Genomic DNA, 13142 nt, shown 5'->3' on the forward strand with positions numbered 1-13142 from the left:
TGTATATCCTCAAGGAAGTCTCAGTAATGTCAGATTTCAATATTGTCTTTGCATCCGATATTAACTACCTGCCATATACTCTGGTAGCTGCACAGTCCGTTGTCGACTCTCTAAGAGAAGCAAGCCCTGCTCAGTCAAGCTATAACTGCTCTGAAAAGGATCATCTGGTCTTTCATATTCTGATTGATGACTCGGTTAACAAAGACGATTTTGCTCAAAAGACCAGTTGCTTTATAAAACGAAATGAAAAGGCTCCAGCTGCAATCTCTTTTAATATTGTAGACATTGATAAGAGTCTTTTTGTCGGTTATCGCCCATGGGGACCGCACGCAACCTTTTCTACCTATTACCGGCTCTTAATCGACAAGCTGCTTCCTGAGTCCGTAAAGACTGTACTTTATCTTGATGTTGATATCCTGGTCAGAGATGATGTCAGAGAGCTGTTCGTTAACACTGACATTAGCAGTAAAACCCTTGCTGCAGTTAATGAAATCCCGTTTTATTTAAGAGGTACTGACTGGAGTCTGTCAGGCAGGTCCTCAGAGTACCCTGTCATCAAATTCAGACATCAGGATTATTTCAATGCCGGTGTGCTGTTAATTAACGTAGATGCTCTGCGTAACATGGGGCTTGCCGATAAGGTCAAAGGCTTTTTCGACAAATATGATGCTGAAGTGGTAGATCAGGATGCTCTTAATCATTTGATAGCTCGTGAAAGCATTGTTTATCTTGATCCATCATGGAATGTTCAGGCAGCCGTTTATGAGAAAATTGCTGGTGCAGCAAGATCTGCATTTGATAATCGCAGCAGCGCATCTCTGTTTGACGCTTATGGCAGTATGGGCAGCTGGCGTGGCTCTGAGTACCTGTTGAAGCCTAAAATCATACACATGACTCAGATAAAGCCATGGCGCACCAGCACGGCTTTTTCAAAGTCAGGGGACCCACTGGTAATATCTCTTGACCACATCAATTATCTTGAAGATTGGCGCCAGAAGTCACTGTCAGTTACTGAGTACAGTGAAGAATTATGCTCTATAAAACCTGCGTTTATGGAGATTGTCAGCGCTAACTTTGATAACCTTACAGACAGGTTTAACAAAGAGCAGCTCAAGAGAAGGAAGTCCAGAAAAGCCCTGATTGCAATAACAACAGTCGCATTCACAATATCTGTACTTTTATCTCTGCTCTCAATCATGCTCCAGCTGTAACTGCCTGCATACCCCACTGGTCAGCAAGCAGACCATCCCTGACTGTAATCCAAAGCAGCCGACAGCACAGTACTGACTGTCCCTGCAATTCGGCCGGCAGCACAGTACAGACCGCCCTGCAGAGCAGCCTGGCAGTCGCATAACTGACTGCTGACCTCTGGCCGGTGAAATGACAGGTCAGGGGCTTTACAAAACAATTGTAAGAGCAAAATTCAAGCTGCACTCGTCAGTGAAGAGTTGTGCCGGGGCAAGATTGTATAATGAACTTTTCAGGTTGTTTTTATTACGTCTGATTACCGATTATTGGTCCTGAATGTGCATTGTCAGGACAGATTTTCCTGCACTTTTCTGCCTGGTGAAGCTCTGTAATTTGTTTTATAAAGAGGGTATATGTCTGAGTTTAATATTGTTTTTGCCGCTGACAGCAACTATCTTCCATATACCTTTGTTGCCGTTCAGTCGATTATTGACCATGCTGACATTGCCCATAATTCTTCTGACAGCAAAGATGTTTTCGTCTTCAATATTCTTGTCGATGACAGCGTCAATATCAAAGATCTTGAGTCCAGATGCGATGCTTTTTCGGCCCGTAATCACGCAGCGGCAGTAGACTCTCAATTTAAGATTCTGCACGTGGACAAAGAGCTCTTTAAAGACTTTCCACAATTTAACAGCAGTGGTTCTTACTCAACATATTACCGTATGGTGATAGATGAGATTTTCGATGAGACCGTCAAGAAGGTTCTTTACCTTGATGTTGACATGCTGATTCTTGCAGACGTAAGAGAGCTCTTTAACTCCGTAGACCTTACAAATCACATCTACGCAGCAGCTCTGGACAGTTATCTCTTCTCGTCCAGTGACAAATACCATCTCATAAAAAAGTCTGGATCAGGTGGTAAGGATAAGAAACTTGCCTTGAGCTCATACGTCAACGCCGGCATGTTGCTTATCAGTCTTGATAACTGGCGTGCTGCCAATATCAGGCAGAAGTGCATAGAGTGCATGCACACTATCAAGGTCAAGTACCACGATCAGGATGTGCTCAACTATCTGGTCGAAGCTCCAGTATTTGTCAGCACTGCATGGAACATGCAGACCTCTTATCTGGGCTGCATTACGGTCAGCAATGGCCGCATCATCAACATGCACACAAAGAAAACTGTTGATGAGAGCCTGTATCCTGATTCTTTGCCGGTGCCGCTTGCTCAGTGTATTGAGAACCCCAGGATTGTGCACTTTGTAAGTCATAAGCCGTGGGTTAAGCCTTATCAGATAAATTATGGTGACACTCCGCCGGTTTTTACCCATGAGCACTTTAAGTGGGTCAACCAGTGGTTTGACACTGCTGAGCGGGTACCAGAGTTTGCCGAGGCACTCAGCGGCTTGAGATTTGACCATCTGATTTGTGCAAACACCAATATTCAGAGCCTTAATCAAAGACTGATCATTGAGTCCAATAAGCGCCGCTCCTTGAGAAATCAGATGATTGCACTCAATCTCAGCACCTTCTTCATTATGCTTGTATTGCTGATCCTGTTCGCTGACTAGCCCAGGCAGTGGCCCCGGTGGGCCAGTGCAGAAAAATAAAGGCCGGACATTAAGTCCGGCCTTTATTTTTCAGGGATCCTGCTTTGTGACAGCCTCTGGCTGTACTGAGGAGCCTGCTGCAAACCATGCACAGGAGCTGTTAAGTTACATTGCTTTCCTGATGTACCAGTCGATGGTTTGCTCCAGGGCATCTTCAAATGAGGTCTCAGGTACCCATCCAAGTTCGTTCTTGATTTTTGTCGAGTCTATGGCGTAGCGGAAGTCGTGGCCTGCGCGGTCCTGAACATAGGAAATTAGCTCCATGTAGGAACGGCCGTCAGCGCGTGGCAGCTTTCTGTCCATGATGGTACAGATCATCTTTACCAGGCTCAGATTAGTCTGCTCATTGGAGGCACCTACATTGTAGGTCTCACCAGCCTTGCCGCTGTGGAAGATAAGATCAATGGCCTTGCAGTGGTCTTTGACATAGATCCAGTCGCGGATATTGCTGCCATTGCCGTATACAGGAATATGCTTGAGGGCAATGCAGTTGAGAATGGTCTTGGGAATGAGTTTTTCAGCGTGCTGCTTGGGACCGTAGTTGTTTGAGCAGTTAGAGATGGTTACATTCAGACCATAGGTCTTGAAGAAGGCGTGAGCAATGTGGTCAGAGCTGGCCTTGGATGCAGAATACGGTGAGTTGGGAGCATAGGCTGTCTTTTCGGTAAACAGGCCTTCAGCTCCAAGAGAGCCGTATACCTCGTCAGTGGAGATATGGTGAAAACGGCAGGATTCATAGCTCTTTCTTACCTGACCAGGTGCAGTCATCCAGTAGCTGTAGGCAGCCTGCAGGAGGTTGAAGGTACCGGTAATATTGGTGTCAATAAAGGCTCTTGGTCCGTTGATTGAGTTGTCTACATGGCTTTCAGCGGCAAAGTGGATGACGCCACGAATATCAAGGGAGGTAAAGATCTCTTCCATGGCATTCATGTCGCAGATATCAGCCTGAATGAAGCTGTAATTGCTCTTGCCGTGGCACTCATACAGATTGCTCATGTCGCCGGCGTAGGTCAGCTTGTCCAGCACAATGATATTGTAGTCAGGGTGCCGGGCACAGAACTCAGGAACAAAATTTGAGCCGATAAAACCGGCTCCACCAGTAATTAAAATTGATTGCTTCATAAATAATTTTAGGAAGTGTCTGTATCTGCAATAAATCAGTAAGAAACGCCACTGAGGTGCAGTTGGAAAAACATTATTCTCAGGTTCTGTTAAGTGTCTGCCTTAAACTTCCATGCATGTCTCCATACCCCATGGCATCTCACAGGACATGTTCATGGACGGCTCCATATGTGTCAGAGGGCCATGCCCGGCACCTGCACCAGCCCCGGCGCCTGCCTGAGGTGCATCAGTGGGCCATGCCCAGCACCTGCTTGAGATCCTGGAGACTGTGGGCGTTCATATCCTTGTCTGAAAGGATGACATCAGTGGATGGCAGCTGCCAGTCAATGTTGATGTCCGGGTCATCAAAGCGAACTGAGTACTCCGACTCGCGGCAGTAGAGATTATCACACTTGTACGCAAAGGTAACAGACGGGCTCAGTACGGCAAAGCCATGCAGGAAATGACGTGGAATAAAGAGCTGCAGCTTGTTCTGTGCGCTCAGTTCTACGGCTACATGCTTTCCAAAAGTAGGAGAATCGGGTCTTATATCTACGGCTACATCAAGGACTCTGCCCTCAAGCACTCTGACGAGCTTGGCCTGAGAGTGTTCGCCCAGCTGGCAGTGCAGGCCGCGCAGTACTCCATAAACAGAGCTGGACTGGTTATCCTGGACAAATTCAGCGTTTATACCTGCCTCGTGAAAGTCCCGGATATTGTAGGACTCAAAGAACTCGCCGCGTCCGTCCCTGAAGACAGAAGGACTGACTATTACAACACCGTCGATAGCGGTTTTAGTACAGGTTATGCTCATCAGAAAGAACCTTATTCAGATAATCCTTGTAATTGGAGTTTTTCAGACCTGACGCTGTAGCTGCCAGCTGCTGAGCCGAAATAAAGCCTTTTTTATAGGCAATCTCTTCCAGACAGGCTATTTTCAGCCCCTGTCTTTTCTCAATAATCTGAACAAAGGTACCGGCATCGAGCAGGCTGTCGGGTGTACCGGCATCAAGCCAGGCATTGCCGCGCTTTAAAGGCAGGACATTAAGCCTGTCCTCCTTGAGATACAGATTGTTCAGATCGGTAATTTCCAGCTCGCCGCGCTCAGAAGGCCGCAATGATCCAGCTTTGTCAGACACATCACCAGGGAAGAAGTACAGACCTACAGAGACAAAGTTTGACCTGGGCTCAGCCGGCTTTTCTTCAATGGATTTGACCTTGAATGAGCTGTCGAACTCTATGACGCCAAAGCGTGACGGGTTGGTCACATGGTAGGCAAGGATAGTTGCCTGTCCTGATGCTGTGCTTTGGGAGGCCTTCTTAATGTTCTCCAGCTGCTCATTGATGTAGAAGATATTGTCTCCCAGAATCAGGCATACAGGATCTTCACCAGTAAAGTCACGGCCAATTAAAAACGCCTGGGCAATACCTTCGGGCTTTTCCTGCACAGCATACTGCAGATTGAGGCCCAGAGAGCTGCCATCGCCAAAAAGCTGCCTGATATTAGGCAGATCTCTTGGGGTCGAGATAATCAGAATATCCCTGATGTCAAAGAGCATCAGTGTTGACAGGGGATAGTAGATCATGGGCTTGTCATAAACAGGCAGCAGCTGTTTTGAGGTTGTCCGGGTAAGGGGATACAGGCGTGAACCGCTGCCTCCGGCAAGTAGAATACCTTTCATCGATGCCACCTAAAAGTTGTTGTACTGAGAGCAGGAAAATGGTTGTGATGCCCGACGGTCTGCAAATGATTTACAGTCATACGGTCTGCAAATGATTTACTGTCATACGGCCTGCAAATGATTTACGGCCATACGGCCTGCAAATGATTTACAGCCAGTCTTGCCAGTACTGTTTGTTGTAAAAGGTCTTGTAGCGCCACAGAGGAATTACGAAAAACAGATAGACCCAGGTATAGTTTGATTTTCTTTTAAAGTACAGGAAAGGTATGAAATTAAAGAGCTTGATGTAGGTCCTGACACGGGTCTGTCTGTAGTAATCAATTTTGGCTGATATAACTGCGAACTCAACTGGATAAAGCTGACGGTTAAGAGCTTTTACAGCGGCGTCGGCTGCAATCATCCTGTTCATCTGTCTGCTGGTGGTGGAGTTTTCATGCTCACGGTAGTGGTACAGGGTTTCAGGCAGATTATGCATTTTTGTAACGCCCAGCATGCGTGACCATAAGGCGTAGTCCTCGGCAGGGGAAAAGACGGCCTCGTACCTGATGCTGTTTTCAACAAGTACGCTTTTTCTTACCATGGCCGCTGTATGAGGAATGGCGCAAATCTCCATCAGGGCGTATTTGATCTGCTCGTGCTCTACAGGAAAATGCAAGGGCTCATTTCTGGGAATGGCAAGGCCCTGACAGCCCACCACGCCATAGTCAGGATGGGCATCAAGGAACTCAACCTGACGCTCCAGTCTTTGCGGCTGGGAGATATCGTCGTGATCGAATATGGCCAGGTACTCTCCTTTTGCCAGCTCGACAAGCCTGTTGCGGGACGGAGAAATGCCCATGTTTTTCTCATTTACCACATAGACAATGCGCGGGTCTTTGTAGGACTCGATAATGGCCCGTCTCGGGTCATCAGGGCAGTCGTCAAGCAAAATGAATTCGAAATCCTCAAAGCTCTGACTGAGAATGCTTTCAATGGCTGTTCTGAGGTGAGCTTCGTCAGTGCGATAAACTGGAGTAAGTACCGATACTTTTGGCATGTGAGCACCTTCGTAGGACATCATAATTAAGGAACACCATATCACATTACCGGCAGGAAATTGGCACTTAAGGCTGATTTGCAGGTTAAGTGCACAAAAAAGGCGTCGCAGGACGCCTTTTAAGCCTGAGCTCCGGGCTCAGAATAATGTGCAGTTAAAGACAGTCAAGGTCAGTCTTTGACGCACTCGCGAGACAGAATGGTTGGGCCGCTGTGCTCGAGCTGATCAGGGTAATCAAGGGAGTAGTGCAGACCGCGTGACTCCTTTCGCTCCTGGGCGGAGAGCACTATGATTTCAGCCACCTGCAGCAGGTTGCGCAGTTCCAGCAGGTTTTTGGAAACCTTGAAGTTTGAGTAGTACTCACTGACCTCGCGCTTGAGCAGGTTGATACGGTGCAGAGCACGCTGCAGACGCTTGTTGGTGCGCACAATGCCCACGTAGTCCCACATCATAAGGCGCAGCTCATGCCAGTTATGGGTGATAACCACCTCTTCATCAGAGTCGGTAACGCGGCTTTCATCCCAGTCGGGAATATTGAGACTGACGATATAGTCGCTGTCATCAATGTCAAGGTGCCTGAGCATGTTGGCAGCAGCTGCATGGCCATAAACCACACATTCGAGCAGTGAGTTGGAGGCCAGACGGTTGGCGCCATGCAGGCCGGTATAGGCCACTTCACCTACAGCATAAAGTCCGAGAATATCTGTTCGGCCCTTGCTGTCTACCATTACGCCACCGCAGTTGAAGTGAGCTGCTGGAACAATTGGGATAGGCTGCTTTGTAATGTCCACACCTACCTTGAGGCAGCGCTCATAGATGGTAGGGAAGTGCTTTTTAACGAACTCAGACGGCTTGTGACTGATATTGAGGTACATGCAGTCAGCACCGGTCTTTTTCATCTCGTGGTCGATGGCTCGGGCCACAATATCACGTGGAGCCAGTTCACCTCTTTCATCATACTCAGGCATGAAACGGCTGCCGTCAGCACGCTCAAGGGTGGCACCTTCGCCGCGCAGAGCTTCGGTCAGCAGGAAGTTGCGGTCATCGGCATTAAACAGGGTGGTAGGGTGGAACTGGTTGAATTCCATATTGGCTACACGGCAGCCGGCACGCCATGCCATGGCAATACCGTCACCGGAGCTGACTTCAGGATTGCAGGTGTACTGATAGACCTTGGAGGCGCCGCCGCTGCACAGGGCTACATAGCGTGCCTTAATGGTCTCGACATGGTCGGTCTCTTCATTGAGTACATAGGCACCGAGGACACGGTTGCCTGGCAGGTTGAGCTTCTTGGTGGTGATGAGATCGATGGCGTAGCGGTTTTCCAGAATGGTTATGTTCGGATTTTCGCGGGCGCGGGCTACGAGGGTTTCCTGAATGGAGCGGCCAGTGTGGTCTTCGGCATGGAAGATACGTCTGTTTGAATGGCCGCCTTCGCGGTGGAGGTGATATGGGGACTGCTCTTCTCCGGCAGGTTCTTCCTTCATGTCAAAAGGAACGCCGGCATCAATGAGCCACTGGATTGAGTCGTGGGCATGTTCGGCAACGTAGCGGACTACGTTTTCATCACAGAGGAATGAGCCTGCAACACAGGTGTCCTTGACATGATTTTCAATTGAGTCCTCATCATCCTTGATGTTGTAGACTCCGGCAATGCCGCCCTGAGCATAGTTGGTCGATCCTGCGCAAACATCTGCTTTTGAAAGAACGATAACCTTTGCCTTTTTAGCAATACCCAAGGCCAGGGTAAGTCCTGCGGCACCACTTCCAATGATGAGGCAGTCTGTTGAAAATTCCATAGGTCCGACCCCCTATTGTTTCAGATTGTTCAGCTCAGGTGACACTTTCGTCTTCAGGCTGAGCCTGTGCAGCGAGATTACTGCTGATATGATTGTAGATCCCTGGTGGATCTGTGGGCAAAATTAATACAGATTTGCACCAGATTGAACCTGATTATAAAACCAGCCGTTTATAAACATCAGTGCCGGACAGGTGTTTTGTATACCTTATGCGGTGATTTTTGCTGTTTTACAGTAAAAGGGCAAGTCAACGGGGCTGCAGGGGTACATTTCTTACAGATAATGCATTTGTTTTATAATGGCTGTCCCGGTGCATCTGGTTAACACTTGCCAGACCGGCTCTGCCCTGATTTGATGCACGTGCAGGGGCACGCCCGCATGCCGACAAAGGCCCATCCAGTAAGGCTTTGTTCACGGCATAATCATTTTGGGAACTTTTGGGGAACTTAACTGCAACCCTCATGTCTAAACACTTGAATCACAATGTTGGAAGGCCATTATGACGATAAACAAAGATCTGGAAGATCCTGCAGCCGCCAGTGATCATGCTATCGTCGAAATGGTGCAGCAAGGCAATAAAGAGGCCTACAACATACTTGTGCTCAGGTATCAGCATAAGGTGTGCGAAGTTGCTTTCCGTTACGTGCACAATCATGTTGATGCCAACGATGTGGCACAGGAAGCTTTTATCAGGGCTTACAGAGCTCTGGGAAACTTCAGGGGCGAGAGCTCCTTTTATACCTGGCTTTACCGTATTGTCTGCAATACGGCCAAGTCCTATCTGGAGCAGAATCAGAAGCATCGTATGACACTTGATGTCGACGATCCTGATTTTGACAACCAGCAGGTTTCCCGGGGGCTTCTGACCAATGCAGAGAGTCCTGACAGTCTTATTGAATCAGATGAGCTGCACGATCTGATTATTCAGGCAATGAACGAACTGCCTGAGGAATTAAAACGAGCCATTCTGCTGAGAGAAGTAGAGGAGCTGTCGTATGAGGAAATTGCCTCATTGATGGACACTCCAAAAGGTACTGTAAGATCGCGTATTTTCCGCGCCCGTCAGTACATAGAAGAAAAGATGGCTCAGTTTTCACAAGGAAATTAGCTGGAGCATTTTATGCAAAACCTTTCATCAAAAACTAACGAGCATCTTCAGAACGCCTCGGATCTTTTTGATGGACGTTGCCATCAGCAGTCATCCGGGATGACTGAACTGCTCTCCTCAGATGAGGTCAAGTCTCATCTCAAAAACTGGGCATTAATCAGAAGCTCCTTACGTAATGAGCTGCCTGAAAAGATCGACCTTAACTTTTCTGACAAGGTCATGGCCGCCATTGCAAAGGAAGACATGGAAAAGGCCTGGGTTCCTCCATACGACGACACAGCCGATCTGCCTTCCTCACTCAGGGTTTCCTTTAACAGCGCTGCTGACAGATCAGGCGCTCAGGACAGTGCTGAGGGTGCTGCAGCCGCATCAACCCGTCCTTTACTGCGCATGCTCAATCTCAAGAAGGCCGGTATTTTCGCCTCTCAGATTGCCATTGCTGCAACCGTTGCTTCCGTAGCCGTCATCGGACTGCAGACCTACAATGCCTCATCCCCTGTCATGGAGAGCGTTGCCTCTACTGCCGCCACCAATGTCGGTCCTGTTGTTGGTCTGAGCCTTGCCAGCTATCAGAACAGCGACAATGAGATGATGATCAATCTCGACGCTGTCCAGGAAAATGGCGAAATGATCGCCCCTGGCTATCAGGCCGATCTCAAGCAGAAGCAGAAAGAAGAGCTTGATAAGATCAATGTCTATGTAAGAGGTTATGTTCTGGACACAGCCTCCAACAAGTAAGCTTCAAACAGTTACTTGCTGAACAAAAAAGCCTGCTTTCCTGACGGAATGCAGGTTTTTTTTATGCCCTTTTCAAACCGGCCGTGTCCTGCGCCCTGATCTGAACCGCTCCAGCTGCAGCGCGCTGCCTGGCCGCCATGGCCGGCCTTGCCAGCCCGATGCCGGCCAGGCATGCCCTGGCGGCCTGCTTGCTGACTTTGCGCAGCTGCTGTGCTCATTCATGACAAGGCAGTCAGACAATGTCTGTTTCATAAGATAGAATAAGATGGTGCTGCATTCATGCAGTTGCGCGATCCGGATACTGGAGTGCAGCTGTGTCCTGCAGCCGGACTGCCACACAATGGTAATAACAGTGCTGCAGAGCAGCCGCAAAATGGTGATCTTATGAAGCTCAAATCTGTTTTGGTACTTTCTGCGCTCTCAGGCATGCTGATGTCCTCAGCTGCCATGGCAGAAACGAGATCGGCCGGCCTGAATCTGCTGCAGGGGCCTGCCTGGGGCAGTGCGCCGGTCAGGGCACTGGAAGACAGTGGTGATGCCACATTGCAGTGTATGGATTCTTTCAATGAGAGCAGGGACAAGGTTCAGTCAGCAACCACCCAGTCAGTAATCATTTTTTCAGGCTCCAACAATGTCATTGCGCCTTATATCACTCTGCAGAGCAATGGCCTCAACGGCAAGCACTATGTGCTCTGGCAAAGCCTCAACGGTGAAGTGCGCGGCTATGCCCTGCGTGATGGCAAAGGCTTTGATTATGCTAACAGTGCCGGCAGCTCTCATCCTCTTACCTGGCATCCTACCCTGATCTGGGACAATCTTTTTGGCAGCCGCAAGGAGCTTAAGAACTATTCCTGTGTGCTGACCGGCCGTACCCGTGTTATGGGCAGAGGTGTAAGTCTTATCCGTCTTATTCCTCAGGAGGGTCTGAGATATTCATTTATCCTGGCCAAGGAAGATGAATCTGACTTTCCTATTGAGCTGACCATTGTAGACAGCAAGGGAACGGTTTCAGGAAGACTTACCACCATGGACAGCCGCATTATTGGCGGCATTGATTTCCCAATTGCCGATGCCGTTTTTGACAAGGCCGAAAAGGGAGAGGCTGATTTTGAGGCGCGCCGATCATCCGTAAGGCATGATAAAAACGACAGCAGGGACGAAAATGACAGCTCCATAACAGCCCGGAAGTCAGGCCAGACTGCCAGCATGCTGGCAGACAGCGTCCAGCTCAGCACCCCGCCCTGTGCCGATGGCGATGACAAGTGTAAGCAGACAACCGGAGCGGAAAGCGCTCTTGCCGGTGGCGCCCTGAGCACAGATACCACAAGTCAGGCCGGCGCCTCACTTAATGCCTCAGGCAGAGATGGCCGTCTTGCTGCCTCAGCTGACAAGAAGCAGACTGATATTCCGCACAACCGCAAAAAAATCTGGCAAGAGCTTAGTATCCCTGATGTCTATACTCTGGCCTCAACAGGTGACTATCCTGAGGGCGGCCCGGAGTGCATTTATCAGGAGTTCTCCGATGGTCTGACTTCATTTCGAGTTTATCGCAACAAGCGAAGCTCTATTTTCTACCCTGTCTTAAGCAATGGCACTCTGACCATTGTCAGAAAGAACAGCTCCTCGCATGAGTATTCTGTTGTGGGCGAAGTTCCTGTAAGTCTTGCCGAATACGTCCTCAAGCGCATTCATGACTGAAAGACGGACATATAGCGCCCCTGAGCCAGCCCCGTAAGGCGGGCATGACTGAGCCAGCACGGTAAGGCGGGCATGACGCAATGCGGCCATGCTGCTGTGCCGCCCGGCCGGCCGGCTTGCCTTACTTGGCGTGCATGATTTCGGGGAATGCACGGGTTAATTTCAAAAGGTATGTTCAGTGAGCACCAAGTACTTTGTAATCAGTCTTAAGAAGTCAGTTGAAAGACGCGCAAGCATCTCTTCAATTCTGTCCAGTCAGGGCGTGGATTTTGAAATCTTTGACGCCACTTATGGCAAGGAGATGACTCCTGAGGAGCAGGCTCTGTTTCACAGCGGATCCGATCCTGTCCTGAACATGAAGGCAGGCCGCAGTGTGTCCATTGGCGGCTCTCTTTCGCCAGCTGAAAAGGGCTGCGCTCTGTCGCACCTGAGACTGTATCAGCACATCCTTGATCAGGGCCTTGAGCATGCCGTCATTATGGAAGATGATGTCCAGCCTCATCCTGATGCCTTTGAGGCTGTAGCCAGAGTGGACTGCATCAAAGAGTCATGGGATGTCATCAACTTCTCCTCAGATTACGGCATTCGCAGTCTGCCAGGAGCCCGCAAATACTTCTTCAGGGAGGATAAGAACTTCTACTTCCAGCGTCTGGGCATGCGCAACGATGTACTTGATGCCATCTTCAATACCAGGCGTATTGTACTGTTCAACATGATGTACATAGTTACTGCATCAGCATGTCGCAAACTGCTGGAAATTGGCTATCCTGTGCGCTTGCCAGCGGATTATCTTAATGGCATTATTGCATGGAATAATTTAAAAACCTTTGCGGTTTTTCCGCATAATCACTTCTATGCTGAGCCGGTTTTCGAATCAACCATTGGTGATCGCGCTGACCATAAAATTACCCGTCTTTAGTCCTGAAAAGATCTTCAGCTCCGGTAATCATCAAGCCTGTGCCACGCCAGTCATAGGGAGCAATTAACAGTTTAAGGAGATTTCGGTGAGTGCCAGGTACTTTGTAATCAGTCTTAAGAAGTCTGCAGACAGGCAGGGCATACGCATGATACGTGCTAAGCGGCTTTTCTAAGCTCTAAAGCGGCAGCAATTATGCCTACTGCATTTAGCAGCTGAGCATCGTCAGCCAGACGCACAACGAGCCTTTTTATTGAGCTGTC

The 13142-nt window shown here is 48.9% G+C and carries 11 protein-coding genes; 6 read left to right on the plus strand and 5 right to left on the minus strand.

The annotated features are described in order from the left end of the window. Positions 1 to 26: 26 nt before the first annotated feature. Both MXE39_RS01250 and MXE39_RS01255 read left to right on the plus strand, forming a co-directional pair. Entirely contained in the window at positions 27 to 1211 is a 1185-nt protein-coding gene (locus tag MXE39_RS01250; RefSeq protein ID WP_246975797.1) for a glycosyltransferase family 8 protein, read from the plus strand. Positions 1212 to 1601: 390 nt separating this feature from the next. Then, complete coding sequence (locus MXE39_RS01255; protein WP_246975793.1) at positions 1602 to 2762, plus strand: glycosyltransferase family 8 protein; 1161 nt, start codon at positions 1602 to 1604, stop codon at positions 2760 to 2762. 144 nt (positions 2763 to 2906) lie between these two features. On the opposite strand, the gene rfbB is transcribed toward MXE39_RS01255, so the two are convergent. From rfbB to nadB, 5 genes are all read right to left on the minus strand, one after another. Continuing rightward, on the minus strand, positions 2907 to 3923 hold the full coding sequence (gene rfbB, locus MXE39_RS01260) for a dTDP-glucose 4,6-dehydratase (protein ID WP_246975790.1): 1017 nt from the start codon (positions 3921 to 3923) through the stop codon (positions 2907 to 2909). Between the two features lie 226 nt (positions 3924 to 4149). Beyond that, a complete protein-coding gene (gene rfbC / locus MXE39_RS01265; RefSeq protein ID WP_246976304.1) occupies positions 4150 to 4710 on the minus strand; it encodes a dTDP-4-dehydrorhamnose 3,5-epimerase in 561 nt (186 codons plus the stop codon). Continuing rightward, positions 4697 to 5593 carry a glucose-1-phosphate thymidylyltransferase RfbA gene (gene rfbA, locus MXE39_RS01270; RefSeq protein ID WP_246975788.1) on the minus strand — a complete coding sequence of 299 codons (897 nt, stop codon included), beginning with the start codon at positions 5591 to 5593 and terminating at the stop codon, positions 4697 to 4699. The genes rfbC and rfbA overlap by 14 nt, the downstream gene beginning before the upstream one ends. 139 nt (positions 5594 to 5732) lie before the next feature. Further along, positions 5733 to 6620 carry a glycosyltransferase family A protein gene (locus tag MXE39_RS01275; protein ID WP_247073715.1) on the minus strand — a complete coding sequence of 296 codons (888 nt, stop codon included), beginning with the start codon at positions 6618 to 6620 and terminating at the stop codon, positions 5733 to 5735. A 170-nt stretch (positions 6621 to 6790) separates the two neighbouring features. Then, the gene (gene nadB / locus MXE39_RS01280) at positions 6791 to 8419 is read right to left on the minus strand and encodes an L-aspartate oxidase (protein ID WP_246975784.1); all 1629 of its coding nucleotides are present in this window, start codon (positions 8417 to 8419) and stop codon (positions 6791 to 6793) included. A 499-nt stretch (positions 8420 to 8918) separates the two neighbouring features. On the opposite strand from nadB, the gene MXE39_RS01285 reads away from it, so the two are divergent. The 4 genes from MXE39_RS01285 (at position 8919) to MXE39_RS01300 (ending at position 12882) form a co-directional block, all read left to right on the plus strand. After that, a complete protein-coding gene (locus MXE39_RS01285) occupies positions 8919 to 9527 on the plus strand; it encodes a sigma-70 family RNA polymerase sigma factor (protein WP_246975782.1) in 609 nt (202 codons plus the stop codon). Between the two features lie 12 nt (positions 9528 to 9539). Further along, a complete protein-coding gene (locus tag MXE39_RS01290) occupies positions 9540 to 10265 on the plus strand; it encodes an RseA family anti-sigma factor (protein WP_246975780.1) in 726 nt (241 codons plus the stop codon). A 552-nt stretch (positions 10266 to 10817) separates the two neighbouring features. Next, the gene (locus MXE39_RS01295; RefSeq protein WP_246975778.1) at positions 10818 to 11963 is read left to right on the plus strand and encodes a MucB/RseB C-terminal domain-containing protein; all 1146 of its coding nucleotides are present in this window, start codon (positions 10818 to 10820) and stop codon (positions 11961 to 11963) included. A gap of 178 nt (positions 11964 to 12141) precedes the next feature. Continuing rightward, positions 12142 to 12882, plus strand: a complete 741-nt coding sequence (locus MXE39_RS01300; protein ID WP_246975775.1) for a glycosyltransferase family 25 protein — start codon at positions 12142 to 12144, stop codon at positions 12880 to 12882. Positions 12883 to 13142 lie beyond the last annotated feature (260 nt).

It is taken from the genome of Anaerobiospirillum sp. NML120511 (assembly GCF_023050955.1).
In the GTDB taxonomy this organism is placed as follows: Bacteria; Pseudomonadota; Gammaproteobacteria; order Enterobacterales; family Succinivibrionaceae; genus Anaerobiospirillum.

Bases quoted from the DNA above. Each gene is read 5' to 3' on its own strand.
- MXE39_RS01290 (WP_246975780.1), top strand. From the start codon at position 9,540: ATGCAAAACCTTTCATCAAAAACTAACGAGCATCTTCAGAACGCCTCG.
- MXE39_RS01255 (WP_246975793.1), top strand. From the start codon at position 1,602: ATGTCTGAGTTTAATATTGTTTTTGCCGCTGACAGCAACTATCTTCCA.
- rfbB (WP_246975790.1), bottom strand. From the start codon at position 3,923: ATGAAGCAATCAATTTTAATTACTGGTGGAGCCGGTTTTATCGGCTCA.
- MXE39_RS01275 (WP_247073715.1), bottom strand. From the start codon at position 6,620: ATGCCAAAAGTATCGGTACTTACTCCAGTTTATCGCACTGACGAAGCT.
- nadB (WP_246975784.1), bottom strand. From the start codon at position 8,419: ATGGAATTTTCAACAGACTGCCTCATCATTGGAAGTGGTGCCGCAGGA.
- MXE39_RS01250 (WP_246975797.1), top strand. From the start codon at position 27: ATGTCAGATTTCAATATTGTCTTTGCATCCGATATTAACTACCTGCCA.
- MXE39_RS01295 (WP_246975778.1), top strand. From the start codon at position 10,818: ATGGATTCTTTCAATGAGAGCAGGGACAAGGTTCAGTCAGCAACCACC.
- MXE39_RS01285 (WP_246975782.1), top strand. From the start codon at position 8,919: ATGACGATAAACAAAGATCTGGAAGATCCTGCAGCCGCCAGTGATCAT.